Below are 24,739 nucleotides of genomic sequence, written 5' to 3'. Positions count from 1 at the left end.
GGGTCCGCCGGGCAGGACCGCTGGGTCCGCCGGGCAGGACCGCGTGGGGTCCGGGTCAGACGTGGCAGTCGCGGGTGAGCCGGGCCGGGATCTCGACGAAGTCGGTGCCCATCCAGCTTGCCGGGCTCTTGGCCGCCGCGCCGCCCTCGATCTTCGTGGCGGTCTCGTCGACCAACTTCTTGATCCGGGCGTCCCGGGCCTTGCGGGCCTGCGCACGGAGGTCGTCGGCGAGCCCGCTCAGTCGCCCCTTGAGCTTGCCGTTGAGCTGCTCCGGGGTGAGTTCCTCCCGGGTGGCGGCGGCCGAGTCGGCGGTGATCTGCCGGCTGCCGTCGATGATCAGCTGGTCGACGGCGCGACAGACCTGCGCGGTGTTCGCGGCGGTGCCGGCGGTCGGGGTGCCGGCCGTCGGGGTGGTGGTCGTCACCGTGTCGGGCGTGGCCTGCCCGGTGGGGGCATCGGCGGCACTGGTCGGCGTTGCGGGTGCGGCGTCGGTGTCGTCCCCGCTGTCCGAGCAGCCGCTGGCGAGGACGGCGAGGACGGCGAACGTGAGCGCGGTGGCGGAGCTGCGGTGCATCGACTTCCCCGTTTCGATGTGTCGGGCGGTACCACGGACACGATGCCGCACGGCCCGCTCGGCCGACGTCTCACCCCCGACGCGCCGCACCCCCCGACGCGCCTCACGCCGGACCGACGAGGTCGGTCCGGCGTGACGGGTGGCGCGGTTCAGCTCTTGAAAGCGTCCTTGACCTTCTCGGCGGCCTGCTTGAGGCTGGACTTGGCCTGGTCGCTGCGACCCTCGGCCTCCAGACGCTCGTTGTCGGTCGCCCGACCCACGCCTTCCTTGACCTTGCCGGCGGCGTTCTCGGTCGTGTTTTCGATCTTGTCGTCGAACCCCATGAGAGCCTCCCGAATAAGCACTTTTTCCAACGCCCCTCAACTACCCCCACCCCCCATCCCCAAAACACCCCCACCACCCGCTCCGGCCCGTTGACCAAGAGGTTTGCGTCACCAGCAAGCCGACTGGTGACGCAAACCTCTTGATCAACGCGGTCGTCCGGGGTGGAGGGTGGTGGTGGAGAAGCGGCGGAGGCGGAGGCTGTTGGCCACCACGAAGACCGACGAGAAGGCCATCGCAGCGCCCGCGATCATCGGGTTCAGCAGGCCGGCGGCGGCCAGCGGGAGGGCGGCCACGTTGTAGGCGAACGCCCAGAACAGGTTGCCCTTGATCACGGCGAGGGTGCGCCGGGAGAGCCGGATCGCGTCCACCGCGGCGGTCAGGTCGCCCCGGACCAGGGTCAGGTCGGACGCCTCGATCGCCACGTCGGTGCCGGTGCCCATGGCCAGCCCCAGGTCGGCCTGGGCCAGGGCCGGCGCGTCGTTGATCCCGTCACCGACCATGGCGACCGTACGACCCTGCGCCTGGAGCCGGCGGATCACGTCGACCTTGTCGGCCGGCAGCACCTCGGCGGTCACCTGGTCGATGCCCACCTCGGCGGCCACCGCCTTGGCGACGGTCGCGTTGTCCCCGGTGAGCAGTACCGGGGTCAGGCCCAGGGCACGCAGCCCGGCGACCGCCTCCCGGCTGGTGGGCCGGACCACGTCGGCGACCGCGAGGACCCCACGGGCCCGCCCGGACCAGCCCGCCACCACCGCCGTACGACCGGCGGCCTCCGCCTCGGCCACCGCCCGGACCACCTCCTCCGGTACGTCCAGACCCCGCTCGCGGAGCAGCCTCGGCCGCCCGACGACCAGGTCGTGGCCGTCGACGGTGCCGGTGACGCCGAGCCCCTCGGCGGCGGCGAACCCGGTGACCGGGGGCAGTTCCCCGGCTTCGGCGGCGCCGGCCGCCACGGCGCGGGCGATCGGGTGCTCGGAGCCGGCCTCCAGCGCCCCGGCGAGCCGGAGCAGTTCGGCCCGGTCATGCCCCTCGGCGGGACGGACGTCGACCAGGGTCATCCGGCCGGTGGTGACGGTGCCGGTCTTGTCCAGCACCACCGTGTCGACCTGCCGGGTGGATTCCAGCACCTCCGGTCCCTTGATCAGGATGCCGAGCTGGGCACCCCGCCCGGTGCCGACCAGCAGCGCGGTCGGGGTGGCCAGGCCGAGCGCGCACGGGCAGGCGATGATCAGCACGGCCACCGCGGCGGTGAAGGCGGCGGTGGGGCCGGCGCCGCTGCCCAGCCACCAGCCCAGCGTGCCGACGGCGAGCACGATGACGATCGGCACGAAGACCCCGGAGATCCGGTCGGCGAGCCGCTGCACGGCGGCCTTGCCGGTCTGTGCCGCCTCCACCAGCCGGGCCATCTGGGCGAGCTGGGTGTCCGCGCCGACCCGGGTGGCGGTGACGACCAGCCGGCCGCCCGCGTTGACGGTGGCACCGGCCACCGTGTCGCCCGGCCCCACCTCGACCGGCACCGACTCGCCGGTGAGCATGCTGGCGTCGACCGCCGAGGTGCCCTCGTCGACCCGCCCGTCGGTGGCGATCTTCTCGCCGGGCCGGACCACGAACCGGTCGCCCACCACGAGCTGGTCGACCGGAACGCGGGTCTCCGTGCCGCCGCGCAGCACGGCGACGTCCCGCGCGCCGAGTTCGAGCAGGGCCCGCAGGGCCGCCCCGGCGGTCCGCTTGGAGCGGGCCTCGAAGTAGCGGCCGGCCAGCAGGAACACGGTCACCCCGGCGGCGGCCTCCAGATAGATGTTGCCGGCCCCGTCGGTGCGGACGATGTCCAGCCGGAACGGGTGGGTCATCCCGGGCATCCCGGCGTCGCCGAGGAAGAGCGCCCAGAGCGACCAGCCGAACGCGGCCAGGGTGCCGAGCGACACGAGGGTGTCCATGGTCGCCGCGCCGTGTCGCAGGTTGGTCCAGGCGGCCCGGTGGAACGGCAGCCCGCCGTACGCGACCACCGGGGCGGCCAGGGTCAGTGACAGCCACTGCCAGTAGGTGAACTGCCAGGCCGGCACCATCGCCAGCACGATCACCGGCACGGTGAGCACGGTCGACACCCGCAGCCGGGTCCGCAGGGCGCCCAGCTCGTCGACCGGCCCTGCGGCCGGTTCCGTGCCGGCGGGGGTGGGCGGCGGGGGGACGACGGCGGTGTAGCCGGTCTTCTCGACGGTGGTGATCAGGTCGTCGGGGGTGACCCCGTCGGCGTACCGGACGGTGGCCTTCTCGGTGGCGTAGTTGACGCTCGCCTCGACGCCGTCGAGCCGGTTGAGCTTCTTCTCGATCCGGGCGGCGCAGGACGCGCAGGTCATTCCGCCGATGGCCAGTTCGATCAGGTGGGGTGCGGTGGGCAGGTTCGACGTGTTCGGGGTCATCGCGGCACCTCCGGTCAACCGTGGGTGTGACCGGCCCCGCCGGTGCCGGTGACGGGCACGCTCGGCGTCGGGTCGGTGGTGGGCTCCGGGCCAACGGGGCTGGGGACGGGTCGCGGGGTGTTCGTGGGGTCGTGGCGGGTCTCGGCGGGCGGGGTGACGGGGCCGGTCAGCTGGCCGACCCCGTACGCCGCGCCGAACACCACCGCGAGGGCGAGGGCGAATCCGCCCAGCCTGGTCGGTGTGTTCACCGGTCCCCCCGGACCGTCACGCCTCGACGAGGTCGTAGCCGGCCTCGTCGACGGCGGCCCGCACGGACGCGGTGTCCAGCGGGCGGTCGCTGGTGACGGCGACCCGGCCGGAGGCCAGGTCGACCTGGACGTCGGTGACACCGTCGAGGGCACCCACCTCGGCGCTGACCGCGCTGACGCAGTGCCCGCAGGTCATGCCCTTCACCTGGTAGTTCGTGATCATGCGGCTCTTCCCTCCACTCGTCCAACATACCCCCCAGGGGTACGTCACCCTGCGACCGTAGCATACCCCCCGGGGGTACGCTATCCTGGTCGCCATGACCACACCGAGCACCCCGGTCCGGGGCTACACCGCCAGCAAGGACCAACTGCTCGCGCGGCTGCGCCGCGTGGAGGGGCAGGTCCGGGGCATCGAGAAGATGGTCGACGACGACCGGTACTGCATCGACGTGCTCACCCAGATCTCCGCCGTGCAGGCCGCCCTGGACAAGGTCGCCCTCGGGCTGCTCGACGGCCACGCCCGGCACTGCATGCACGAGGGGGCCGCCGAGGGCCGCGCCGACGAGATGGCCGCCGAGATGATGGCCGCCGTCGGCCGCCTGATGAAACGCGGCTGACCGGCCCGCCCGTCCGGCGACCTGCGGTCGGCGGGGCATCGGACGGGCGGACTGCCCGGCGTCGCGGGGCCGGTGGGATCCGGCCCCGCGACGCCTCACGGGTGGCGGTCAGCGCCGGGCGAGGATCTTGCGCATGGTGTCGATCTCGCCCTGCTGGGTGGTGACGATCTGCTGCGCCATGGCCCTGGCCCCGGCGTGCCGGCCGTCCGCCAACTCCTGCCGGGCCATGGTGATCGCACCCTCGTGGTGGGCGATCATCAGGGTGAGGAACCGGCGGTCGAAGTCCCGACCGGTCGCCCCCTCCAACCGGGCCAGGTCGGCGTCGGACATCATCCCCGGCATGCCGTGGTCCATCCCCGGCAGGTGACCGTCGGCCGGGCCGCCGGACGGGACGGGCCGGCCCCAGGCGGTCAGCCACCCGGTCATGGTGGCGATCTCCGGGGCCTGGGCGGCGCGGATCCGTTCGGCCAGCCGGGTGACCTCCGGATCGGCGGCCCGGCTCCCGGCCAGCTCCGACATGCGTACCGCCTGCTGGTGGTGCGGAATCATCATCTGGGCGAACATCACGTCCGCCGGGGCGACCCCGGCGGACACGGAGGCGGCCGGGGCGGTGCCCGCGGCCGGACGGCCGTGGCCGCCGTCGGAGGAATGGCCCCCACCGCAGGCGGTCAGGGCGGACGCGGTGGTGAGAGCGACGCCGGCCAGGGCGGCGCGACGGGCAAGGGTACGAGTGGACACGGGCAGACCTTTCGGTACGACGGAGACGGACGGCGGACACGGCGGAGCCGCGCCCGGGTGTCCTATCTGCGCAGTACCGACACCGTGGCGAGCCGGAGCCCGAGCGGGCGCGGTGGCGGGGCGCGCGGCTCCCGGGGCCGCGACGGCGGACGGGCCACCCCGGCCGGCCTGGTACGCACCGCGCAGAGCAGCACCAGCAGCGTCACGGTGAGCGCCCCGAGCACCGCCAGGCAGACGCTCCACCCGGTGGCCGGTGAGCCGGTCGGCTCGTAGGGCAGCACCACCACACATCCGGCCCCGCACCCGAGGGGACGGGCCGTCACCATCGCGAGCCGTACCGGACCGGTCAGGTCCCCCCGGTCCATGACCGGCGACACGACGGACGTCCGGTGGGGGCGCTCGACCGGGGTGTCGTGCCCGACGGAGGCCCGGTCCGCCGAGGTGGAGTGGCCGACCGTGGAGTGGCCGACCGGCCGACCGTCGGCGGGATGACCGGCGGCCGGGTGCGCGTCGTGGCCGAGGGTGTGCATCGCGGACAGCCCCAGCAGGGTGCCGACGAGCAGCAGCAGCCGCAGCCACCGCCCGGCCGTCGTCGTTCCCGCCCGCCGCACGGTTCCACGCTAGCCGTCCCGGACGACCGGCGGGCCCGGACGGGTCGGCCACCCGACACGGGCGTACCCGCCGCAGCGGTGGCGGGGCCTGCCACCAGCACGTGAACCGCGCGGCCCGACCTGGTGCTGGCTACCATCGTCCGACGACCCGCCGCCCGTGGATGAACCGGCTGGCCGGCTGACACGTATCCCGTCCCGGATCGTTGGGAGTACTCGCACATGGGCGCCGACCACACCCGTCCCGCTCCGTCCACCCCACCCCGGGTGCGGCGGATCCTCGTCATGACGGTGGTGCCGCTCATCGTCGTCACGGTGATCGCCACGCTGCTGCTCTGGCCGGGGGAGACCCCGAAGATCGACCAGGGCGAGCAGGTGCCCCGCTACCACGGCACGGTGACCCGGGTGGTGACCGAGCCGTGCCCGCCCGCCCCGCAGACCCCCGACGGCCCGTCGGGGGCGGCCGACGGGCCGTGCGGGACGGTGACGGTCACCGTCGGGCAGGGCCCGGACAGTGGTGAGCAGGTCGAGACGCCGGTCCCGTCGGGGCCGGGGGCACCGACGGTGGCGGTCGGCGACGAGGTGGTGCTGGTCGCGTTGGCCGACCCCACCGACCCGTCGGTGAGCAGCTACCACATCGCCGAGCACCAGCGGGGCATGCCGCTGCTCTGGCTGGTCGCCCTGTTCGCGGCGGCGATCGTCGCGTTCGGCCGGCTGCGCGGGCTGGCCGCCCTGGCCGGCCTCGGGGCGAGCTTCGCCATCCTGTTGACCTTCGTGGTGCCGGGCATCTCCGCCGGGGGCGCACCGCTGCCGATCGCGGTCACCGGCGCCGCGCTGATCATGTTCGTGGTGCTGTACCTGACCCACGGGGTCACCGCGCAGACCTCGGTGGCGGTGCTCGGCACGCTGGGCAGCCTGGTGCTGACCGGCGTCCTGGGCACGCTGGCCACCGCCGCCACCCATCTGACCGGGTACGGCAGCGAGGAGGCCACCACGCTGTCGATGTACCAGCGCGACGTGGACCTGCACGGACTGCTGCTGGCCGGGATCATCATCGGTTCGCTGGGCGTCCTGGACGACGTCACGGTCACCCAGTCGGCCACCGTCACCGAGCTGGCGCACGCCAATCCGGGGCTGTCCCGGTTGCAGCTCTACCGGGCGGCGACCCGGGTCGGGCGGGCGCACATCGCGTCCACGGTCAACACGATCGTGCTGGCGTACGCGGGGGCCTCGTTGCCGTTGCTGCTCCTGCTCACCGCCGACAGCCGGCCGGTGAGCCAGATCCTGACCAGCGAGTTCCTGGCCCAGGAGATCGTCCGCAGCGCGGTGGCGACCCTGGGGCTGGTGGCGGCGGTGCCGCTGACCACCGGATTGGCCGCGCTCGTCGTCACCGCCGGGCGCGGTCCCGCCGACGCCGACGCGACCGGACCGACGCCCACCCCACGCCCCGCCCCCGACCGTGCCGAGGCGCTGGCGGCGCTGAGCGGCCCCCGGCACGGCGAACCGTCCACCCCGGCCCCCGCACGGTGGCCAGACCCGGAAAGGAGCACGGACACCGCATGGTGACACTGCGCTGTGTGACCGGAGGTGAGGTCGCGGCTGTCGGTCGCGTCACTGATTACCCCTCGCTATCGGGAAAATACGCATTTTGCCGGGTTGTGACCGTAGATCCCCGGTACGACTCTCGGGTAACCTCGCTGCCGGTCACCGCCGAAGGCGCCCACCGGAGCCAGCGGTGCCACCGCCCAATCGCCGTACGGCGAGCCGGGGAACCGAGCACCTGGGGTGAATCCGCGCCAGCGGTAGGGGCCACTTCCGTCCCGAACCCGTCAGCTAACCCGGTCGGCGGTCGACGGAAGGGACAACTGTGACGGCACCCCTACGCCACTGGTGGACTCCGGTGGTGGCCGTGCTCGCCGCCCTGGCGCTGGTCGCCGGGCCCGCCGCCTCCCCCGCGGCGGCAGCACCCAACGCGCCCACCCCCTCGGGGCACGAGGAGGACGAGGAGCCGAAGCTGCTCACCGACGTCATCGAGGCGACGAACCGGGAGTATTCGGCAGCGAAGAACCGGCTGGAGAAGTCCAAGAAGCGCCAACTCGAGTACGCCATCGAGGTGGAGAAGGCGGAGCAGGAGCTGGCGGCGTTGGCTCCGCAGGTCAACGAGATCGCGGCCCAGTCGTACCGGACGGGTCGGGTCGGCGCGGTCGCGGCGCTGCTGGAGAGCAACGCCCCGGACACCTTCGTCCGGCGGGCCGCCGCCCTGGACGAGCTGAACATGGTCAACGCCGGCAAGCTGGCCGAGGTCAACAAGGTCAAGAAGCGTGCCGAGCAGGCCAAGCTCGCCGTCGACACCGAGGTCCGTGAGCAGCAGAAGCAGACCAACCTGATGGCCAAGAAGAAGACCGAGGCCGACAAGGCGCTCGCCCTGGTCGGCGGTCGGGGCTTCACCGGTGGCCTGGTCGACGCCACCTCGCCGGTCGCCCGGATCGCCCCGGGCCAGACGGCCGACGGCGACTGGCGCGGCGAGTCGTGCAGCGAGAACGACCCCACCACGTCCGGCTGCATCACCCCGCGCACGCTGCACATGTACAAGGAGGTCAAGCGGGCCGGCTTCAACCGGTTCGTCGGCTGCTACCGCCCCGGCGGGCCGTGGGAGCACCCCAAGGGCAAGGCGTGCGACTGGTCGTTGCAGAAGAGCGGCTTCAGCCCGTGGCACAACAACGACACCCGGATGTACGGCAACAACCTCGCCGCGTTCCTGATCCGCAACTCGGACCGGTTGGGCATCTACTACGTGATCTGGAACCGGCAGATCTGGTTCCCGGCCAACGGCTGGAGTTCGTACTCCGGGCCCTCCAACCACACCGACCACGTCCACGTGTCATTGCTGTAGCCGGCCCTCACCAGCACGAAGGCCGCCCGGCTGAGCCGGGCGGCCTTCGTCGTGCGTGGTACGCCTCAGCCGGGGACGGCCGCGGGCTCGCCGGTCGGCACGGCGTCGACACCCGTCGGCACGGCCGGCCCGGGTACGACGGCAGCGGCCGCCGCGGTGGTGGGCGCAGCCGCCCGGGTGGCGGGAGCGGCGGCCTCGTGGGCCGGCGCGACCTGGCGGACCTCACCGGCGGCGAGGCGGTAGGACATGCCGACCACCGCGCACCGCCCGGCGGCCACCTCGGCGGCGATCACCGGGGAGTTGCCGAGCAGCACCTCGACGGTCTGCGCGATGTGGATGTCGACGATCCCGTCGATGTCGTGCACTCCCTGCTGGTCGGCGCGACGCAGGCTCGGCCCGACGGCGGCGACCACCGAGTAGAGGTGCCCCGGGGGCTGGGTGCCGGTACGGGCCGCCTCCCGGGCCGCCTGCACCGCCCCGCAGGAGTCGTGCCCGAGGACCACCACCAGCGGGGTGCCGAGGATCGTCACCGCGTACTCGACGCTGCCGAGCACCTCCGGCCCGGCGGTGTGCCCGGCGGTCCGGACCACGAAGAGGTCACCCAGACCCCGGTCAAAGATGATCTCGGCGGCCAGCCGGGAGTCGGAGCAGCCGACGATGACGGCGAAGGGATGCTGGCCGTCGGCGACGGCGGCCCGGTGGCTGGCACCCTGGTTGGGGTGGTGGGGCTCCCCGGCGACGAAACGCCGGTTGCCCGCCTGTAGTTCGGCCAGCGCCTGGGTCGGAGTGATCGGGGCCATTGCCTCACCTCGGTCCGGAATCGCACCTGGTCACGCCGGCCGGCGGCGACGACGGCCGTGTTCCCACGGTCACACGCAGCGAAAGGTACGTCAAGATTTCGTGATCCACGTTTCAGGCTTTGGTCGCCACGATGTCGACCAGGGGTCGAGGCCCACGGTCGACCCGGCGGCCGACGGCGGGCCTCCCAGGTACGGGCCATACGATGACGTCATGGCGACGACGACGGGCGGCACCGGGAGCACCCGGAACTGGACGTTCCTCACCAACCACGGTCACGTGCTGCTCGCCATCGCCCGCAACCCCACCGCCCGGCTGCGGGACGTCGCCGAGGAGGTCGGGGTGACCGAGCGGGCCGCCCAGGCCATCGTGGCGGACCTGGAGACCGGTGGCTACCTGCGGCGTACCCGGGTCGGCCGACGCAACGAGTACACGATCGACCCGAGCGGTCACTTCCGGCACCCCGCCGAGGCCGACCGCCAGGTCGGTGCCCTGCTCGCCCTCTTCACCCCCACCACGCCGACTCAGGCGTCGGGGCCCACGGCCCACCCGACCGACGCCTGAGGCATCAGCCCACCTGCCCGCCCGAACCCGGCGGCGACAGCCCGGGCGACCACGCCCCAGGCGGCAGCCCAGGTGACCGGTGCCGAGTCGACGGCCCACCCCCGGTGCGTGCGTGGGCGGGCCGTCGGGCGTCCGGTGCTTCATCCGGGCCACGGCGCGGTGGCGGCACCCAGACCGCGCCCCCAGGCCGGGACGGCTCAGCAGAACCGGCCCGGGGACGGCTCGACAGAACCGGCCCGGGGACGGCTCAGCAGAAGCTGCCGGCCCGCGCGCCGCCGTCCTGCCGGGTGGTACGGAGGTCGCAGAGGTCGTAGCCGTTGGCGGTGAGCGCCGCCTTCGCCGCCGTCGTCTGCGCCCCGGTCAGCGCCGGCTCCCGGGACAGGACGAAGCCGGTGCTGCGGTCCGGGTCACCGACGACCGCCCAGCGGTAGTCGGGGTCGAGCCCGATCACCACGTAGTTCGGCCCACCCAGGTAGAGCCACCGGCTGCCGAGCTTGAGGAACGACACGGTCAACGCCGAGTCGGCCGGCGGGTTCTCGCTGCGGGCCCGACCGGTGACCGCACTGGTGGTGCCGACGATGGTCTGGCAGGTGTTGCGGACCCCGACGGTGCCGTCGGGCTGGACGTCGTACCGGGCCTTGACGTTCTTGAAGCACTGGATCTCGAAGATCGCCGGGATGGCCGCGACCTGGTACCAGTCGCCCGCGTACCGCTCGACGTCGACGTCGGCGACCGGGGTGAGTGGCCCGGTGTCGACGGCGGTCGGCGCGGCCTGCGCGGGTACGGCGGTGGCCAGCACCGTCGCGGTGGCGACGGCGACGGCCGCGGCGACCTGACGACGTACTCCCATGGTGTCTCCTCCGGTCTGTTCGGTCCCGGCGCGGCAGGATGTCGCGCCGCCGGCCAATTGCCCGGACCGACCGGACGGAAACTGTCGGCATTCTCATCGCCGTCGATGCATCCGGGAGCAGGTCAGCGCGCGTATCCCTGCTGGGAACGGTCCGTCCACAGGGCACACCGTGGCCCGGGTCACTGGCCCGATCGGGTCGCCGACGCTGCGCGCACGGCCGGGTGGGGATAGGTTGGACGGGTGATCCGCCCAGCTTCCACCCGGCCCGTCTGGGTGTCGAGGCTGCGCGACCTGACCCGGTTGGCGGTCACCGCCCTGGTGCTCACCGTCGGCCTCGGCGGGCTGTTCGCCGCCACCGGCGGCCCGGCCGCCGCTGCCGCCCAGCCGCTCGTGGTGACCTCGCGGGTGGCCGAGCTACCCGCCGTCACCTGCGCCGGTGACGACGCGTCCACCGAGACCCGTCCCGGTGCCGGGCGACCCGCCCACGGGCCCAGCCGGCCGCTGCCGGCCGGATCCGCCGACGAGCCCACGGTCCGGCCCGCCGCCCGGGTGGACGTGGCGACGCCGGACCCGGCCCGGGACGCCACCGGCCGGCGCGGCCCGCCCCGGCACTGAGCGGCGCGGCCCTCCTGGTCCCCGTCCCCGACCGCGCCCCGGTCCGAGGTGGGCCGGCCGGATCCGGTCCGTTGAGGACACGCCGCCCGTAGCTCCCGCCCCGACCGGGCCCCCGTCCGTCCACATCGTTGTTCCACCGTGAGGTGCTGGTGATGCAGACCGTCTTCTCCGCCGTCCTGCCCGACGTCCCCGCCGCCGCCGGAATCTGGCTGATCCTGCTCGCCGTCGCGGCCGTCGCCGTCGCGGCCCTGGTCGTCCGTCCCGACCGGTTCCGGCTGGCGGTGGCCCGCCGGTTCCGCGACGCCGCCCTGCCCGACGATCGGGAGCGCACCGAACAGGACCGGGAGCACACCCGGTACGCCGAGGAGGTCGCCGTGGCGGCCGACCGGGCGGGCACCACCGCGAGCCGGCTGCGGGCCGAGTGGCTGGCCACCCAGGACGAGGTCGAGTCGGCCTGGACGGCCCTGGAGTCGGCCGAGGCGCACCTGCGTCGGCTCGCCGCCGCCGCGGCCATGCCGCTGCCGCACACCGGGCAGACCCCGGCCGAGTACGCCGACCGGGAGCGCTGGCTGCACCGGGCCGCCGAGGAGGCACACCGCCGGGGCGAGCTGTCGGACGCGCAACTCGACGACGCCCTCGCCCACCGAGCCGGCTGGGACCCGCGCCGGCACCCCGTGGAGCAGGAACTGGTGCTGCGCCGCGCCACCCGGGACCACCTGGCCGCCCGGCACCGGGCGGCGGTCGCCCGGGAACAGGCGGCGTGGCGGGCTGCCGACCTGGCCGGGGCGGCGGCGCGCAGCCTGCGGGACGAGGCGTTCGCCGCGCGGGAGCGCCGGCCGGAGCGGGCCGAGTCGGTGCTGCCGATGGCGGACAGCCCGCGCCCGTCGGTCGAAACCACCCGGGAGAACCCCACCGTGGCACGCGGCCGGGCCGCTGTCGCCGCCTACTGACCCGACCGCGACCGGTCGGCCCGTCGGGTCGGCGACGGAATCCGGCGCGACGGGCCGGGCTGGGCTAGCGTTGCGGGCATGTCCCGGGAGATGTGGGCGCTCGTGGTCGTCGGCGGCATCCTGGCGCTGGCGACGCTGGTCGGCGCGGTCCTGCTGGCGGTACGGGTCATCCGCACCCGACGGCTGCTCGGCACGCTGGGCGTGGGCGGCAAGGTGGCCTTCTACGGCGCGCTCATCTACACGGTCCTGCCGGTCGACGTGTTGCCCGACCCGATCTACCTGGACGACATGGGTGTGCTGGCCGGTGCGCTGATCTACCTGGGTCGCCTGGCCCAACGCCGTCGGGCCGCCGGGCCGCCGCTGCCCGGCCGACCTGGTGCCCTGTCCGACGCCTCATCCTCCCCGCCCGGCCAGGGTCGGGCCGGGCCGGGCGGATGATGTCATGATCGGGGCTGAACCGGGGCGACGCCCCGCACGGGACGGGAAACGGACATGGCCGGCAGACACCAGTTGGACCCGCACGACGAGCGGGTCCTCACCTTCTGCCGGGAGCGGCACCTGGCCACGCTGACCACCCCACGTCCCGACGGCACGCCGCACGTCGTACCGGTCGGGTTGACCTACGACGCGACGGCCGGGCTGGCCCGGGTGATCACCTCCGGTGGTTCGGCCAAGGCCCGGTACGTCGCCGCCGCCGGATCGGCCGGCGTCCCGGTGGCGGCCTGCCACCTCGACGGCCGTTGGTGGCTGACCGTCGAGGGTCGGGCGGTGCTGCGCACGGACCCCGACGCGGTGGCCGAGGCGGAGCGCCGGTACGCGGAGCGCTACCGCCAGCCGCGCCCGAACCCGGAGCGGGTCGTCATCGAGATCACCGTGACCCGGCTGCTGGGTTCCCTCCCGCCCCTCCCGTCCGACTAGGACCGATCCACCGACTGTGCGCCGGGACGGCCCCGCGCGGCAACACCGGCAGCGGGCGTCCGTCGCCCGGCCTGAGGTCGGCCCCGGGGTGCGTCCCCGGCGGGTCGGCCCGGGAAGTCGGGACCGGCAGCTCATCGACGGTGATGGTTCGGGTGTCCGGTGGTGGGTACAGGCCCCGCCAGGAGCCGATCCGCCCGCAACCGGTAAGGGGCACCGAGATGAGCAACGCACAGGCCACCACGGGTCAGGATGTCGTGGACGTCCTGACCGCCGACCACCACGAGATCGAGACGATCTTCGTGGAGCTGGAGAGCCGACAGGGCAGTGCCGAGCACCGTCGCCGGCTGGCCGACGTGATGATCGCCGAGTTGGTCCGGCACGCGGTCGCCGAGGAGATGTACGTCTACCCGACCGCCCGCCGGGCGTTGCCCGACGGCGACCAGCTCGCCGAATACGAGATCGCCGAGCACGCCGTGGCCGAACGGACGCTGAAGGAGCTGGAGCCGCTGGACCCGTCCGACGCCCGCTTCGAGCCGCTGATCAGCCACCTGACGAAGAGCATCCGGCACCACGTGAAAGAGGAGGAGGCTGAGCTCTTTCCCCGGCTGCGGGCCGCCGTCGCCCACGAGGAGCTGGTCGAACTGGCCGACCGGGTTCAGGCGGCGAAGGGACACCTGCCGACCCGCCCGCACCCCGGTGCCCCGGACCATCCACCGGCGAACCGGCTGCTCAATCCCGGTGCCGGCCTGGTCGACCGGATCAGGGACGCGCTGAGCGGGCGGCCCACCACCAGGGCGGAGCTGCACGACCAGCAGGGTTGAGCGGGGGTGGTGGCCGTCTCCGGGTACCCTGCCGGGGCCGGCCACCACCCGCTCAGGCGCCCGGGGCGATCCGGCTGTCGTCGGCCGCGTCGGACACCACGATCGCCTCCATCGGGCAGGACTCGGCGGCATCCAGCACCGCGTCCGCCGGATCGATCCGTTCGGCCAGCGGCCGGGACAATCCGTCGACCAGCACGAAGTGGGCCGGGGCGTAGCCCGCGCAGATTCCTGCCCCGATGCACCGGGTCGGGTCCACGTGCACCCGCCAGCCGTGCTCCCCCATCTGTCCTCCGTCCTTCCGTCACCAGGTGACGGGCAACGCCGTCAGGCCCCGGACCAGCAGGCCGCTCTTCCAGGTCAGTGCCGACTCGGGCACCGCCAACCGCAGGCCCGGGGTACGGGCCAGCAGGGTCTCCAGGACCACCTGGAGTTCCATCCGGGCCAGTTGGGCCCCGATGCAGTGGTGCGGGCCGTGCCCGAAGGCGAGGTGCGGGTTCACCTTTCGGTCGAGGTCCAGCCGGTCGGCGTCGGGGAAGACGCTCTCGTCCCGGTTGGCCGAGGGGATGGAGACCAGCACCGGTTCACCGGCCCGGACCAGCACCCCACCGAGTTCGACGTCCTCCAGGGCGTACCGGGCGAACGCGGCGGTGGCACCGAGTGGGATGAAGCGCAGCAGTTCCTCCACGGCGGACGGCACCAGGGCCGGTTCGGCGCACAGCCGCTGCCAGACGTCCGGCTCGGTGAGCAGGACGTAGACCAGGTTGGGGATCTGGGTCACGGTGGTCTCGTGGCCGGCGGCCAGCAGGCCCGCCGCCAGGCGTACCATCTCGTCCTCGGTGAGTCGGTCGGCGTTGTCGTCGCGGGCCCGGACCATCGCCCCGATCAGGTCGTCGGTGGGGGTCACCCGCCGCTGGGCGATCAGCCCCGCCATGTACGACAGCAGGTTGTCGATGTAGCTCTGCGCCACCTCCGGTCGCAGGGACGTGGTCGACACGATCGCCTCCGACCAGGTGTGGAAACGGTCCTGGTCACTGACCGGCACGCCCAGCAGATCGCAGATGACCCGGATCGGCAGCGGGGTCGCGACATGGCTGACCAGATCGGCCGGCGACCCTGCGGCGATCATCCCGGCCACCAGGTCCTCGGCCAGTTCCCGGGTCCGCGGGCGGAGTTCCTCGACCCGTCGGGCGGTGAACGCCTTCGCCGCCAACCGGCGCAGCCGGCTGTGCTCGGGCGGGTCCATCCCGAGGATGCCGGCCTCCCGCTGGTAGGGGCTGCTGCGCGGCTCGTCCCGCCCGACGGCGGCGGCCCGGCTGAACCGGAGGTCACCCAGCACGGCTCGTACGTCCGCGTGCCGGGTGGCCAGCCAGGCCGGCTCACCGAACGGGAGTTGGACCCGGATCAGCGGTTCGTCGCGGCGCAGCCCGGCGTAACGGGGGTCGACGTCGAGCCGGTGCGGATCGCTGAACGGGTAGGGCCGGGCGATCGTGGCGTGCGTTGTGTCGGTCACCGGGGATGCTCCCTCTCGTCGACGGCCCGCAGTGCCGCGTGCCGGTCCACTCCACACGACTCAACGGTGAGTCATGCCCCGACTGCGGATAGTAGCGAGCCTCGTCGATGGTTACCAGAGGTGAGCAGCTATTGACACGACAATGCCGGACCACCCGAACGGGTGACCCGGCATTGGGAACGGCTCAGCGACCCTGGTCGCCCTCACCGGTGCGCGCCTGGATCGCGTCGACACCCTTGTCGATCTGCTCGTCGTGCTTGCCGCCGGTCCGCTCGTCGGCGAAGTCGCCGGCCTTGTCCAGGCCCTGGTCGACCTGCTTGTCGTGCTTGTCGGCGAAATCCTTGACCTTGTTCATGAAGTCGCTCATGGTGTCCTCCTCGTCGTCGGCCTGTTGCGTTCCCCGTCCGCCCGGGCACAAACACCGCAGCGCGGCGGCAGCGGGCGGACCACAGCGCCCGGCGGGTCGACCGCACCACCAGGGACCGGCACGACACCCCCGCTGAGCGGCGCGACAGGACAGTCCGGACGGCACCGTGCGGCGACAGCGTGCCGGCGTCACCCTTGCTGGGCGTGGCCGACCGGGTGCGACCGTCCTGAGCGGAACCCACCGGTCGGCACGACGTTGAGCCACCGGGTGTCGCGGCCGACCGGGTCGGGTATCGACCCCGCCGAGACCGAGGAGGATCCGACGTGGTCGAGGACGGTACCGGGCGTACGCCCGAAGTGACGGCTGCGGGTGCCCGCCCCAGCCCACGGCAGGCCTGGGCGGCGCTGCCCTGGCTGGTCCGCACGGCGGTGGTCTGGAGCGCCTGCCTGGTGGTCGTGGTGTTCGGGTGCTACCTGCTGGGGAAGGTGGCGGTGCTGCTCGCGCCGCTGGCGATCGCGGTGGCGGTCACCTTCTTCCTCACCGCGCTGCTCGACCCGGTGCTGTTGGCCCTGCGCCGGCTGCGGGTACCGGCCGCGCTCGCCGCGCTGCTGAGCGTCCTGCTGCTGCTCGGGGTGCTGGTCGGGGTGGGGGTGCTGGTGTGGAACCTGACCGCCGCCCAGTTCGGGGAGCTGAGCCAGCAGCTCGACGAGGGCCTGCAACGCTCCCGCGACTTCGTCACCGGGACCCTGCCGGTCAGTGACGCCCAACTCGACAAGCTGGTCCAGCAGGTCCGCGACGGCCTGGGTGGCAGCGCCCCGGACCCGGTCGGCGGGGCCCGTACGGCGGCCGAGGCGGTCGGCTCCGCCCTACTCGCCCTGGTACTGCTGTTCTTCCTGTTGAAGGACGGCCGGTCGATGTGGCACTGGGTGCTGCGTCGGATGACCGGCCCGAACCGGGCGGTGACCGCCGAGGCCGGTCGGGCCGGTTGGCGCACCCTCGGCGCGTACAGCCGGGGCACGATGCTCATCGCGGCCATCGACGCGCTCGGCATCGGGCTGGCGCTGGTGCTGCTCGGGGTGCCGTTGGCGCTGCCGCTGGCGCTGATCACGTTCCTCGGCGGCTTCGTACCGATCATCGGGGCGACGGTCGCCGGCGCGGTCGCCGTGCTGGTGGCGCTGGCCGCCAACGGTCCGACCACGGCGCTGCTGGTGCTGGCTGCGGTGATCGCCGTCCAGCAGATCGAGGGCAACCTGCTGGAGCCGTTGGTCATGAAGCGGCAGGTGCAGCTGCACCCGGCGGTGATCCTGGTGGTGGTCACGGCGGGCACCCTGATCGCCGGCATCGCGGGGGCGTTCGTCTCGGTGCCGATCGCGGCGGTCGCCTACCGGGTGGTCGACACCGTCCAACGGCACCGGGAGCAGGTCGCGTCGGCCCCGCCGGAAGACCGCCCGCACCACCGCCACGACGACGAGTCACCCGCCACCCCCGCCTGACCCACCGATCCGGCACCCCACACCGTCGGGCCACGATCGTGCTCGATCCGTGTCGTAGCGGCTTCCGCCTGATCCGAGCCCGCCGCACCATGGATCGAGCACGATCGTCAGCGGTACAGCCACCCAGGATCGTCACGGTGGGAGCGGTCAGGCCGGGACGGGGAGGTGGCGGCTGAACCAGTCGGCTGCGGCGTCGGCGACCTCGTCCAGGGTGCCCGGTTCCTCGAACAGGTGGGTGGCACCGGGCACCACCCGGAACTCGTGCGGGCCGGTCAGCAGCCCGGCGGCCTGTTCGTTCAGCGTGATCACCTGCTCGTCGAGGCCGCCCACCAGCAGCAACGTCGGCGCACGTACCCCGGCCAGGGCCGGCCCGGCCAGGTCGGGTCGACCACCCCGGGACACCACTGCGGCGACCCGCTGCGGACGTGCGGCGGCGGCCACCAGGGCGGCGGCCGCACCGGTGCTCGCCCCGAACAGGCCGACCGGCAGCCGGCCCAGCGCCGGTTCGGCAGCGAGCCAGTCGACGATCCCGGCGAGCCGACCGGCCAGCAGTTCGATGTCGAAGCGCAGCTCGGCGGTACGGGCGTCGACCGCATCCTCCTCGGCGGTGAGCAGGTCCACCAGCACCGTCACCAGCCTCCGGCGTTGCAGCACCCGGGCCACCGCCACGTTACGTGGGCTGTGCCGGGAGCTGCCGCTGCCGTGGGCGAAGAGCACCACTCCCACCGCGTCGTCCGGCCCGTCGACGTCGGCCGGCAACCGGGCGTCCCGCAGCGGCACCGTCGCCTCGGCGCGTACCCCCATGGTGTTGCTCCTTTCCGCCGTGCGGTCGGTGGCGGTTACCCGCCCGGCGACCGCTCTCACCCACGCCGCCCCCACCCGCGCCGCGTCCGCCCGTTGCCTTGACACCGGCGACAAGGTCTAGCGTGACGCCAGGAACTCCGCCGAGGAGGTCGGATGCTGATCGGTGAGCTGGCGGAACGGGCCGGAACGAGCACCCGCACGCTGCGGTACTACGAGACGCGCGGGCTGGTCCGGCCACGCCGCTCGGCCAACGGCTACCGGGTGTACGACGAGGCGGAGCTGCGGGTGGTGCACGAGATCCGGGCGCTGCTGGCGGTCGGCTTCGACCTCGACGACATCCGGCCGTTCGTGGCCTGCCTGCGGGCCGGCCACGCCTCCGGGGACGTCTGCCCGGACTCGGTCGCCGTGCTGCGTCGCAAGCTGGCCGAGGTGGACGCCTACCTCGACCAGCTGGGCACGGTACGGCGGCAGCTGCACGACCAACTCACCCAGGCGATCATCCAACGGGAGGAAACATGCCTCAGGACACGGCAGCGGGACAGTTGACCGCCGTCACCGACGCGACCTTCGCCGACACGGTGCTCGCCGCCGACCGGCCGGTGGTGGTCGACTTCTGGGCGGACTGGTGCCCGCCCTGCGTAGGGACCTCACGACACCTGGCCGAGCTGGCCGACGAGTTCGGCGACCGGCTGCGGGTGGTCACCGTGGACACCGACGCCAACCCCGCCACCGCCCGGGCTTACGGGGTGATGTCGCTGCCCACCATGCTGGTGTTCGTCGGCGGTGAGGTGGTCGGCTCGATCGTCGGCGCCCGTCCGAAGAACCACCTGCGGCTCGCCTTCACCCGCCACCTCGACGCCTGAACACCGGACCGGCGGCGTCCACGGCGCTGTCCGGCGACGTCGGCGCGCGGCGGTGGTAGGGGCACAGCGACGTCGGCGGGCGATGGCGATGGCGGTGGCCGGCGACGTCGGCGGGCGGTAGCAGGGTGGCGGTGGCGAGCGGGGACGGCGTTTGCGGGGGCGGCGGGCGGGAAGACGCGCGTGACGTCGGCACCGGCGCAGCAGCGCCCCGCACGGATCACGAGGTTCGCCATGGCCAAGCGGAAGACACGTCAGCAGACCCGGACCATCGAGCAGGAACGCCCCGAACAGGACGCCGAGCGCAACCTCGACTGGGCGGACGAGGCGGCTCAGGCGCGTACCCCGGACGACCCACGGGCGGTCGCACCGCGCGATGCCGGTGGCCGCCCCTCCGACGGCCCCCAGTTCTGAGCCCCGGGGGCCTTCGGGGTCGAGGGAGGGCACCAGGCACGTGATCGTGGAGAGTTCTTGTCGCTCCCGCGACAAGAACTCTCCACGATCGAACCGGTCCGGCACGACCGGACACGACCGGTCGACGGGCACGACCCGGCCGGGCCGGGCCGGACGGGATCAGGCGCGGGACTCCGGAAGGCGCAGCAGCGGGGCCCGGCCGGGTGGTTGTTCCGGCGCGGGGGTCCGTTCGTGGGTCTGCGGCACGGGTACGGTGACCGGCGCGGCGGAGGTGACCCGGACGGTCTCCCCGTGGTGTCGCAGCTCCAGGGCCGTGTCGGGGCCACCGTTGCGCAGCGAGTAGGTCGTCTGGTGGGGCCGGACGTCCACCCGCAGCCGCATCGACCGCCACTGCAACGAGAACTCCAACCGGCTCAACCCGCTGGACAGCCGGGGGGCGAACGACAGCTCGCCGTCGTGGTCGCGCAGCCCACCGAACCCGGCCACCAACGCGATCCAGGCCCCCGCCAACGACGCCATGTGTACGCCGTCGCGGGTGTTCTCGTTGAGGTCGTGCAGGTCCATCAGCGCGGCTTCCCGCAGGTAGCTGTGCGCCAGCTCGGGGTGCCCAACCTCGGCGGCGAGCACCGCCTGGGTGCAGGCCGACAGGGACGAGTCGCGCACGGTACGCCGCTCGTAGTAGAGGAAGTTGCGCAGCTTCTGCGCGTCGGTGAAGGCGTCCCCCCGCCAGTGCATCGCCAGCACCAGGTCGGCCTGCTTGACCACCTGCTTGCGGTACAGGTCGAAGTACGGGTAGTGCAGCAGCAGCGGGTACTTCTCGGTCGGGGTGTGCGCGAAGTCCCACTCCTGGAGCCGGGTGAAGCCCTCCACCTGCTCGTGCACGTCGAGGTCCTCGTCGTACGGGACGTGCATGGCCTGGGCGGCGTCCCGCCACTCGGCCGCCTCCTCCTCGGTCACCCCCAGGTCGAGCGCCTCGTCGCGCAGGCGCATCGCGCAGTCGGCGGCGGTGAGGAGGTTCCGCTGCGCCATCAGGTTGGTGTAGATGTTGTCGTTCTTGACGGCGGTGTACTCGTCGGGGCCGGTCACCCCGTCGAGGTGGAACCGGCCGTTGCGGTCGTGGTGGCCCAGCGAGCGCCACAGCCGGGCGGTCTCCACCAGCAGTTCCAGACCTATGTCACGTTCCAGCTGATCGTCACCGGTGACCAGGACGTAGCGGCGCAACGCGTCGGCGATGTCGGCGGCGATGTGGAAGGCGGCGGTGCCGGCCGGCCAGTACGCCGAGGACTCCGGGCCCTCGATGGTGCGCCACGGGAACGCCGCCCCGGCCAGGTTCAACGTGCGGGCCCGCTCCCGGGCCTGCTCCAGCGTGGCGTGCCGCCAGTACAGGGCGTCGCGGACCGCCCCCGGCTGGGTGTACGTCAACACCGGCAGGACGAACATCTCGGTGTCCCAGAACGCGTGCCCGTCGTAGCCCGGGCCGGTGAGCCCCTTGGCGGAGATCGGCCGGCGTTCGGCCCGCGCACCGGCCTGGAGCACGTGGAACAGTCCGAACCGGACCGCCTGCTGCACCTCCGGGTCCCCCTCGACCCGGACGTCGGCGGCGTCCCAGAACCCGTCGAGATATTCGCGCTGTTCCCGGTGCAGCCCGTCCCAGCCGGTCAGCCGGGCGGCGGCCAACGCCGCGCCGACCTGGTCGCGCAGGGCGGGCAGCGAGCGTCGGCTGGACCAGCCGTACGCGAAGAACTTGACCACCCGCATCGTCTCGCCGGGTTGGAGCACGCAGCCGATGGTGGTCCGGACCCAGTCCTCGTACCCCTCGGACTCGATGGTGGTCTTGCCCGGGGCGTCCACGTCGTGGCCCATCCCGGCGGCCACCCGAAGCCCGCTGACCTTGGTGCGGTGGATGAGCAGCCCGCCGTCGTCGGTGGTCAGCTCCTCCTCGGCCTGCAACGGCGACTCCAGCACGGCGGCGACCCGGGGGTCGCGGCTCTGCGCCGGCAGGTTCTCGTTGGCGACCAGCTCGGACTGGAGGATGAGCCGCAGCGGGCCGCTGACCGCCTCCACCTCGTAGTGGATCGCGGCGACCGACCGTTGGGTGAAGGAGACCAGCCGGGTGCTGCGGACCTTCACCTCCCGGCCGGCGGGCGAGCGCCAGTGCATCTCCCGGTGCAGGGTGCCGGCCCGCAGGTCGAGGACCCGTTCATGGCTGAGCAGCTCGCCGTAGCGCAGGTCGAGGGGTTCGTCGTCGACGAGCAGCCGGATCAGCTTGCCGTTGGTGACGTTGACGATGGTCTGCCCCGACTCGGGGAACCCGAACCCGGCCTCCGCGTACGGCAGCGGACGCAGCTCGTAGAACGAGTTGAGGTAGGTGCCGGGCAGGCCGTGCGGCTCACCCTCGTCGAGGTTGCCCCGCAGCCCGATGTGACCGTTGGAGAGCGCGAACACCGACTCGGACTGGGCCAGCACGTCCATGTCGAGGCGGGTCTCCCGGATGTGCCACGGCTCGACCGGATAGGCGCGTTCCCGGATCATGCGGCCGGCCCGGTCAGCAGGTCGGCGAGGTCGGTGACGACCACGTCGGCGCCGTGGGCGCGCAGCTCGTCGGCCTGGCCGGCCCGGTCCACCCCGATCACGTGCCCGAAGCCACCGGCCCGCCCGGCGGCCACCCCGGCCAGCGCGTCCTCGAACACGGCCGCGTCGGCGGGGGCCACCCCGAGCAGCTCGGCGGCGGCGAGGAAGGTGTCCGGGTGCGGTTTGCCGCGCAACCCCTCGGCGCGGGCGACCAGCCCGTCGACGCGTACCTCCAGCAGGGGTTCCAGGCCGGCGGCGGCGACCACGTCGCGGCAGTTGGCGCTGGCCGAGACCACCGCGCGGCGCAACCCGGCCTGCTCGGCCGCCTTCAGGTAGGCCACCGAGCCCGGGTACGCCTCGACGCCGTCGTGGTGGATCCGGTCCAGCAGGACGACGTTCTTGCGGTTGCCGACGCCGTTGACGGTGTCCGCGTCGGGCGGGTCGTCAGGGCTCCCCTCGGGCAGGGTGATGCCCCGGGAGGCGAGGAACGAGCGCACCCCGTCGGCGCGCGGTTTCCCGTCGACGTAGCGGTTGTAGTCCGGGCCGGGATCGAACGGCCGGAACGGTTCGCCGCCGGCCTCGGCGTGCCGGCGCAGCAGGTCGTCGAAGGTCTGTTTCCAGGCGGCGTTGTGCACCTTGGCGGTCTGGGTCAGCACGCCGTCGAGGTCGAAGAGGCAGGCGGTCACATGAGCAGGTAGGCCCAGCACGCTACGAATCTATCCACCGCCCCCACCGGGCAAACCCCCGCCACGCGGGTCAGCGGTGCGGGCGCAGGGTCCACAGGACGGTCATGGTGGCGGTGACGGTGCCGTCGGGGGTGCCGATCTCCACCGCGACCGGGAACTCGGGGCGTTGCCCGGCGTCCAGTTCGGCGAGCACCTCGGCCGGGGTGCGACCGAGCCGCGCGGTGGCCCGCACCTCCCCCATCGCCACCCGCCGGTACGCGATGTCAGCCCGCACGGCCAGCGGCACGGCCCGGTCGAGCACCTGCCCGAACGCGGCCATCACCACCGCGCCGGAGGCGGTCTCGCCGAGGGTGAACATGGCCCCGGCGTGCGGGCCGCCGACGTGGTTGTGGGTGGCCGGCGAGTCGGGCAGCCGGACGACCGCCCGGACCCCACCCTCGGCCTCGGGCGCGACCTCGACGATCTCGAAGCCGAGCGTGCGGGCGAACGGGACGGCCCGGAGCACCCCGGCCGCCACCTCGCGGGAGTCGATGGTCATGACCCCGAGGTTACCCGCCGGTAAAAACCCCCACCAGCACCTGCCGACCCCCGACCACCACCCCGCCAGAACCGGTCGACCCACGCGCACCCCCGCCCCGGTCGACTGCCACGACCTCATGATCCACACAGTTCCCTGGAGATAGCGGCATCCAGGCGGGCGGAGACCACTACATCCACGAAGTTGCGCGCAGCGCCAGGGGCAGAGCAGCGCCAGGGGCAGGGCGGGGTGGGAGAAGGCAGGGTGGGGTCAGCGCCAGCCGACGTCGATGCGGTCGCCGCGTTCGTCGAAGAAGTGCAGGGCGTCCATCCGGACCGCCACCGCCATCGGGTGCCCCGCCGAGATCGCCGGGTACGGGGCCAGCCGGACCGCCAGCTCGGCCGGGCGGCGGTGGTGGCGGCCGGGGTCGTTCAGCACGCTGGTGCGGTTGTCGCCGGCCGTCCGTTCGACCTCCTCCGGCTCGCCGGCCCGCCCGGTGAGCCGGGACATGACCTGGCCGAACCGGCGCAGTCCCCGCTGGCCCGGGGCGGCGTCCTCAGCGGGGGCGCTCATCTCGTCGACCATGATGGCGGTGGCGCCGATGTCGAGGAAGGCCAGCGACTCGTGCCCGTGGTGCTCCAGGTAACGGACCCGGCCCTGGAGCACGTCACCGGGGGTGTCCGGGGCGACCGGGGTGAGCGCCTCGGCCCGCATCCCGACCACGATCCGCTCGCCGTGGTAGTGCGCCACGGCCCGACTGCGGATGTCGTCCCACGGCAGGTAGAGCGCCTGGTCACCGAGGGTGAGCGTGACGTACCGGTCGAGGTGGACGTAGACCGACGCCTCCAGCAGGTTCATCCGGGGGCTGCCGAGGAACGCGGCGACGTAGAGGGTCGCCGGCCGGCCGTACACCTGGGTGGGGGTGCCGACGTCCTGGAGCACGCCCTTGCGCATGATGGCCACCCGGTCGGCCATGGTCAGCGCCTCGGCCTGGTCGTGGGTGACGTAGATGGTGGTGACGCCCAGCTCGCGGGTCAGCGCGGAGATCTCGGCACGCAGCTCCGCCCGCAGCCCGCTGTCGAGGTTCGACAGCGGCTCGTCCATCAGGAACAGCCCCGGCCGGCGGACGATCGCCCGACCCATCGCGACCCGCTGCCGTTGGCCGCCGGAGAGCTGGCTCGGTTTGCGGCCGAGCACGTCGCCGATGCCGAGCGCGCTGGCCACGTCCTGTACCCGCTCGCCCCGGGGCACCGGCTCCACCCCGGACAGCTTGAGCGGGAAGCCGATGTTGTCACCGACGGTCATGTGCGGGTAGAGCGCGAAATCCTGGAAGACCATGGCGATCTTCCGGTCGCGCGGCGGCAGGTCGTTGGCGACCTCACCGTCGAGCATCACCGCGCCGGTGGTCGGCTCCGCCAGTCCCGCGATCATCCGCAGCACGGTCGACTTTCCGCAACCGGACGGGCCGAGCAACACCATGAACTCACCGTCGACGACGTCGAGACTGACGTTGTCGACGGCAACTGTCCCATCCGGGAATACCTTTGTGACGTCCTTCAACGCGACGGTGGTCACCGTC

Annotated in this window: 30 protein-coding genes and 1 riboswitch; of the genes, 13 read left to right on the top strand and 17 right to left on the bottom strand. The window is 73.3% G+C overall.

Annotated elements, in window-relative coordinates:
• Positions 1-55 precede the first annotated feature (55 nt).
• The 5 genes from J7462_RS22610 to J7462_RS22590 all read right to left on the bottom strand — a co-directional run bounded on the left by J7462_RS22610 (position 56) and on the right by J7462_RS22590 (position 3,789).
• Entirely contained in the window at positions 56-574 is a 519-nt protein-coding gene (locus tag J7462_RS22610) for a hypothetical protein (RefSeq protein WP_219466256.1), read from the bottom strand.
• 149 nt (positions 575-723) lie between these two features.
• Complete coding sequence (locus tag J7462_RS22605) at positions 724-897, bottom strand: CsbD family protein (protein ID WP_219466254.1); 174 nt, start codon at positions 895-897, stop codon at positions 724-726.
• 144 nt (positions 898-1,041) lie between these two features.
• Positions 1,042-3,318 carry a cation-translocating P-type ATPase gene (locus tag J7462_RS22600; protein WP_219466251.1) on the bottom strand — a complete coding sequence of 759 codons (2,277 nt, stop codon included), beginning with the start codon at positions 3,316-3,318 and terminating at the stop codon, positions 1,042-1,044.
• A 14-nt stretch (positions 3,319-3,332) separates the two neighbouring features.
• Positions 3,333-3,566, bottom strand: a complete 234-nt coding sequence (locus tag J7462_RS22595) for a hypothetical protein (RefSeq protein ID WP_219470895.1) — start codon at positions 3,564-3,566, stop codon at positions 3,333-3,335.
• A 16-nt stretch (positions 3,567-3,582) separates the two neighbouring features.
• Entirely contained in the window at positions 3,583-3,789 is a 207-nt protein-coding gene (locus J7462_RS22590; RefSeq protein WP_219466249.1) for a heavy-metal-associated domain-containing protein, read from the bottom strand.
• A 94-nt stretch (positions 3,790-3,883) separates the two neighbouring features.
• Here J7462_RS22590 and J7462_RS22585 point away from each other — a divergent pair, with 94 nt between their 5' ends.
• The gene (locus J7462_RS22585; RefSeq protein WP_091244878.1) at positions 3,884-4,183 is read left to right on the top strand and encodes a metal-sensitive transcriptional regulator; all 300 of its coding nucleotides are present in this window, start codon (positions 3,884-3,886) and stop codon (positions 4,181-4,183) included.
• A 108-nt stretch (positions 4,184-4,291) separates the two neighbouring features.
• Here the strand turns inward: J7462_RS22585 and J7462_RS32485 are convergent, their stop codons facing one another.
• Together J7462_RS32485 and J7462_RS32480 are read right to left on the bottom strand one after the other, a co-directional pair.
• Positions 4,292-4,921 (bottom strand): DUF305 domain-containing protein, encoded by a 630-nt coding sequence (locus tag J7462_RS32485; protein WP_308290989.1) that lies wholly within the window; start codon positions 4,919-4,921, stop codon positions 4,292-4,294.
• Between the two features lie 62 nt (positions 4,922-4,983).
• Positions 4,984-5,532: a hypothetical protein gene (locus tag J7462_RS32480; protein ID WP_255597844.1), complete on the bottom strand. Its 549-nt coding sequence runs from the start codon at positions 5,530-5,532 to the stop codon at positions 4,984-4,986.
• A 219-nt stretch (positions 5,533-5,751) separates the two neighbouring features.
• Here J7462_RS32480 and J7462_RS22575 point away from each other — a divergent pair, with 219 nt between their 5' ends.
• Together J7462_RS22575 and J7462_RS22570 are read left to right on the top strand one after the other, a co-directional pair.
• On the top strand, positions 5,752-7,095 hold the full coding sequence (locus tag J7462_RS22575; RefSeq protein ID WP_219466232.1) for a YibE/F family protein: 1,344 nt from the start codon (positions 5,752-5,754) through the stop codon (positions 7,093-7,095).
• Positions 7,096-7,261: 166 nt separating this feature from the next.
• Positions 7,262-7,393, top strand: a riboswitch (cyclic di-AMP (ydaO/yuaA leader).
• Positions 7,394-7,396: 3 nt separating this feature from the next.
• A complete protein-coding gene (locus J7462_RS22570) occupies positions 7,397-8,422 on the top strand; it encodes a hypothetical protein (RefSeq protein ID WP_219466230.1) in 1,026 nt (341 codons plus the stop codon).
• 65 nt (positions 8,423-8,487) lie between these two features.
• Here J7462_RS22570 and J7462_RS22565 read toward each other — a convergent pair whose 3' ends face one another.
• Positions 8,488-9,222, bottom strand: a complete 735-nt coding sequence (locus J7462_RS22565; protein WP_208565656.1) for a carbonic anhydrase — start codon at positions 9,220-9,222, stop codon at positions 8,488-8,490.
• A 211-nt stretch (positions 9,223-9,433) separates the two neighbouring features.
• On the opposite strand from J7462_RS22565, the gene J7462_RS22560 reads away from it, so the two are divergent.
• Entirely contained in the window at positions 9,434-9,784 is a 351-nt protein-coding gene (locus J7462_RS22560; RefSeq protein WP_219466227.1) for a helix-turn-helix domain-containing protein, read from the top strand.
• Positions 9,785-10,031: 247 nt separating this feature from the next.
• On the opposite strand, the gene J7462_RS22555 is transcribed toward J7462_RS22560, so the two are convergent.
• Positions 10,032-10,634 (bottom strand): lipocalin family protein, encoded by a 603-nt coding sequence (locus J7462_RS22555; protein WP_219466223.1) that lies wholly within the window; start codon positions 10,632-10,634, stop codon positions 10,032-10,034.
• A gap of 240 nt (positions 10,635-10,874) precedes the next feature.
• Between J7462_RS22555 and J7462_RS22550 the strand changes: the two genes are divergently transcribed.
• From J7462_RS22550 to J7462_RS22530, 5 genes are all read left to right on the top strand, one after another.
• On the top strand, positions 10,875-11,249 hold the full coding sequence (locus J7462_RS22550; protein ID WP_219466220.1) for a hypothetical protein: 375 nt from the start codon (positions 10,875-10,877) through the stop codon (positions 11,247-11,249).
• Between the two features lie 152 nt (positions 11,250-11,401).
• On the top strand, positions 11,402-12,199 hold the full coding sequence (locus J7462_RS22545) for a hypothetical protein (protein WP_219466218.1): 798 nt from the start codon (positions 11,402-11,404) through the stop codon (positions 12,197-12,199).
• Between the two features lie 78 nt (positions 12,200-12,277).
• Positions 12,278-12,637 carry a YkvA family protein gene (locus tag J7462_RS22540; protein WP_219466215.1) on the top strand — a complete coding sequence of 120 codons (360 nt, stop codon included), beginning with the start codon at positions 12,278-12,280 and terminating at the stop codon, positions 12,635-12,637.
• 54 nt (positions 12,638-12,691) lie between these two features.
• On the top strand, positions 12,692-13,117 hold the full coding sequence (locus J7462_RS22535; protein WP_219466212.1) for a TIGR03618 family F420-dependent PPOX class oxidoreductase: 426 nt from the start codon (positions 12,692-12,694) through the stop codon (positions 13,115-13,117).
• 218 nt (positions 13,118-13,335) lie between these two features.
• The gene (locus J7462_RS22530; protein ID WP_219466207.1) at positions 13,336-13,938 is read left to right on the top strand and encodes a hemerythrin domain-containing protein; all 603 of its coding nucleotides are present in this window, start codon (positions 13,336-13,338) and stop codon (positions 13,936-13,938) included.
• Between the two features lie 52 nt (positions 13,939-13,990).
• Here the strand turns inward: J7462_RS22530 and J7462_RS22525 are convergent, their stop codons facing one another.
• The 3 genes from J7462_RS22525 to J7462_RS22515 form a co-directional block, all read right to left on the bottom strand.
• Complete coding sequence (locus J7462_RS22525) at positions 13,991-14,221, bottom strand: ferredoxin (RefSeq protein WP_208565648.1); 231 nt, start codon at positions 14,219-14,221, stop codon at positions 13,991-13,993.
• Positions 14,222-14,239: 18 nt separating this feature from the next.
• Positions 14,240-15,448: a cytochrome P450 gene (locus J7462_RS22520; protein ID WP_219466206.1), complete on the bottom strand. Its 1,209-nt coding sequence runs from the start codon at positions 15,446-15,448 to the stop codon at positions 14,240-14,242.
• Positions 15,449-15,632: 184 nt separating this feature from the next.
• On the bottom strand, positions 15,633-15,815 hold the full coding sequence (locus J7462_RS22515) for an antitoxin (protein WP_219466194.1): 183 nt from the start codon (positions 15,813-15,815) through the stop codon (positions 15,633-15,635).
• A gap of 323 nt (positions 15,816-16,138) precedes the next feature.
• Between J7462_RS22515 and J7462_RS22510 the strand changes: the two genes are divergently transcribed.
• Positions 16,139-17,308, top strand: coding sequence for an AI-2E family transporter (locus J7462_RS22510; RefSeq protein ID WP_308290988.1), 1,170 nt, complete (start codon positions 16,139-16,141; stop codon positions 17,306-17,308).
• Positions 17,309-17,455: 147 nt separating this feature from the next.
• Here J7462_RS22510 and J7462_RS22505 read toward each other — a convergent pair whose 3' ends face one another.
• Entirely contained in the window at positions 17,456-18,112 is a 657-nt protein-coding gene (locus J7462_RS22505) for a dienelactone hydrolase family protein (RefSeq protein WP_219466191.1), read from the bottom strand.
• Positions 18,113-18,265: 153 nt separating this feature from the next.
• Between J7462_RS22505 and J7462_RS22500 the strand changes: the two genes are divergently transcribed.
• From J7462_RS22500 to J7462_RS22490, 3 genes are all read left to right on the top strand, one after another.
• Positions 18,266-18,658 carry a MerR family transcriptional regulator gene (locus J7462_RS22500; RefSeq protein WP_219466188.1) on the top strand — a complete coding sequence of 131 codons (393 nt, stop codon included), beginning with the start codon at positions 18,266-18,268 and terminating at the stop codon, positions 18,656-18,658.
• A complete protein-coding gene (locus tag J7462_RS22495) occupies positions 18,628-18,975 on the top strand; it encodes a co-chaperone YbbN (protein WP_279632642.1) in 348 nt (115 codons plus the stop codon). Before J7462_RS22500 ends, J7462_RS22495 begins: the two co-directional genes overlap by 31 nt.
• 231 nt (positions 18,976-19,206) lie before the next feature.
• A complete protein-coding gene (locus tag J7462_RS22490; RefSeq protein ID WP_208565644.1) occupies positions 19,207-19,386 on the top strand; it encodes a hypothetical protein in 180 nt (59 codons plus the stop codon).
• A 159-nt stretch (positions 19,387-19,545) separates the two neighbouring features.
• Here J7462_RS22490 and J7462_RS22485 read toward each other — a convergent pair whose 3' ends face one another.
• From J7462_RS22485 to J7462_RS22470, 4 genes are all read right to left on the bottom strand, one after another.
• Positions 19,546-21,918, bottom strand: coding sequence for a glycoside hydrolase family 65 protein (locus J7462_RS22485; RefSeq protein WP_219466178.1), 2,373 nt, complete (start codon positions 21,916-21,918; stop codon positions 19,546-19,548).
• Positions 21,915-22,664, bottom strand: a complete 750-nt coding sequence (locus J7462_RS22480; protein ID WP_219466175.1) for a beta-phosphoglucomutase family hydrolase — start codon at positions 22,662-22,664, stop codon at positions 21,915-21,917. The genes J7462_RS22485 and J7462_RS22480 overlap by 4 nt, the downstream gene beginning before the upstream one ends.
• Before the next feature lie 49 nt (positions 22,665-22,713).
• Entirely contained in the window at positions 22,714-23,181 is a 468-nt protein-coding gene (locus J7462_RS22475; RefSeq protein ID WP_219466172.1) for a DUF4442 domain-containing protein, read from the bottom strand.
• A gap of 249 nt (positions 23,182-23,430) precedes the next feature.
• A complete protein-coding gene (locus tag J7462_RS22470; protein WP_219466170.1) occupies positions 23,431-24,735 on the bottom strand; it encodes an ABC transporter ATP-binding protein in 1,305 nt (434 codons plus the stop codon).
• Positions 24,736-24,739 lie beyond the last annotated feature (4 nt).

The organism is Micromonospora sp. RL09-050-HVF-A (assembly GCF_019374995.1).
Lineage (GTDB): Bacteria > Actinomycetota > Actinomycetes > Mycobacteriales > Micromonosporaceae > Micromonospora > Micromonospora antibiotica.
This window is presented reverse-complemented; position numbering and strand designations above follow the sequence as displayed.

What these genes read in the sequence shown, in the direction of transcription:
- J7462_RS22530 (WP_219466207.1), top strand. Translation starts at nt 13,336, where the DNA reads ATGAGCAACGCACAGGCCACCACGGGTCAGGATGTCGTGGACGTCCTG.
- J7462_RS22515 (WP_219466194.1), bottom strand. Translation starts at nt 15,815, where the DNA reads ATGAGCGACTTCATGAACAAGGTCAAGGATTTCGCCGACAAGCACGAC.
- J7462_RS22565 (WP_208565656.1), bottom strand. Translation starts at nt 9,222, where the DNA reads ATGGCCCCGATCACTCCGACCCAGGCGCTGGCCGAACTACAGGCGGGC.
- J7462_RS22575 (WP_219466232.1), top strand. Translation starts at nt 5,752, where the DNA reads ATGGGCGCCGACCACACCCGTCCCGCTCCGTCCACCCCACCCCGGGTG.
- J7462_RS22505 (WP_219466191.1), bottom strand. Translation starts at nt 18,112, where the DNA reads ATGGGGGTACGCGCCGAGGCGACGGTGCCGCTGCGGGACGCCCGGTTG.
- J7462_RS22605 (WP_219466254.1), bottom strand. Translation starts at nt 897, where the DNA reads ATGGGGTTCGACGACAAGATCGAAAACACGACCGAGAACGCCGCCGGC.
- J7462_RS22525 (WP_208565648.1), bottom strand. Translation starts at nt 14,221, where the DNA reads ATGGGGGAGCACGGCTGGCGGGTGCACGTGGACCCGACCCGGTGCATC.
- J7462_RS22485 (WP_219466178.1), bottom strand. Translation starts at nt 21,918, where the DNA reads ATGATCCGGGAACGCGCCTATCCGGTCGAGCCGTGGCACATCCGGGAG.
- J7462_RS22560 (WP_219466227.1), top strand. Translation starts at nt 9,434, where the DNA reads ATGGCGACGACGACGGGCGGCACCGGGAGCACCCGGAACTGGACGTTC.
- J7462_RS22585 (WP_091244878.1), top strand. Translation starts at nt 3,884, where the DNA reads ATGACCACACCGAGCACCCCGGTCCGGGGCTACACCGCCAGCAAGGAC.
- J7462_RS22500 (WP_219466188.1), top strand. Translation starts at nt 18,266, where the DNA reads ATGCTGATCGGTGAGCTGGCGGAACGGGCCGGAACGAGCACCCGCACG.
- J7462_RS22535 (WP_219466212.1), top strand. Translation starts at nt 12,692, where the DNA reads ATGGCCGGCAGACACCAGTTGGACCCGCACGACGAGCGGGTCCTCACC.
- J7462_RS22590 (WP_219466249.1), bottom strand. Translation starts at nt 3,789, where the DNA reads ATGATCACGAACTACCAGGTGAAGGGCATGACCTGCGGGCACTGCGTC.
- J7462_RS22475 (WP_219466172.1), bottom strand. Translation starts at nt 23,181, where the DNA reads ATGACCATCGACTCCCGCGAGGTGGCGGCCGGGGTGCTCCGGGCCGTC.
- J7462_RS22540 (WP_219466215.1), top strand. Translation starts at nt 12,278, where the DNA reads ATGTCCCGGGAGATGTGGGCGCTCGTGGTCGTCGGCGGCATCCTGGCG.
- J7462_RS22555 (WP_219466223.1), bottom strand. Translation starts at nt 10,634, where the DNA reads ATGGGAGTACGTCGTCAGGTCGCCGCGGCCGTCGCCGTCGCCACCGCG.
- J7462_RS22600 (WP_219466251.1), bottom strand. Translation starts at nt 3,318, where the DNA reads ATGACCCCGAACACGTCGAACCTGCCCACCGCACCCCACCTGATCGAA.
- J7462_RS22610 (WP_219466256.1), bottom strand. Translation starts at nt 574, where the DNA reads ATGCACCGCAGCTCCGCCACCGCGCTCACGTTCGCCGTCCTCGCCGTC.
- J7462_RS22495 (WP_279632642.1), top strand. Translation starts at nt 18,628, where the DNA reads ATGCCTCAGGACACGGCAGCGGGACAGTTGACCGCCGTCACCGACGCG.
- J7462_RS22545 (WP_219466218.1), top strand. Translation starts at nt 11,402, where the DNA reads ATGCAGACCGTCTTCTCCGCCGTCCTGCCCGACGTCCCCGCCGCCGCC.
- J7462_RS22490 (WP_208565644.1), top strand. Translation starts at nt 19,207, where the DNA reads ATGGCCAAGCGGAAGACACGTCAGCAGACCCGGACCATCGAGCAGGAA.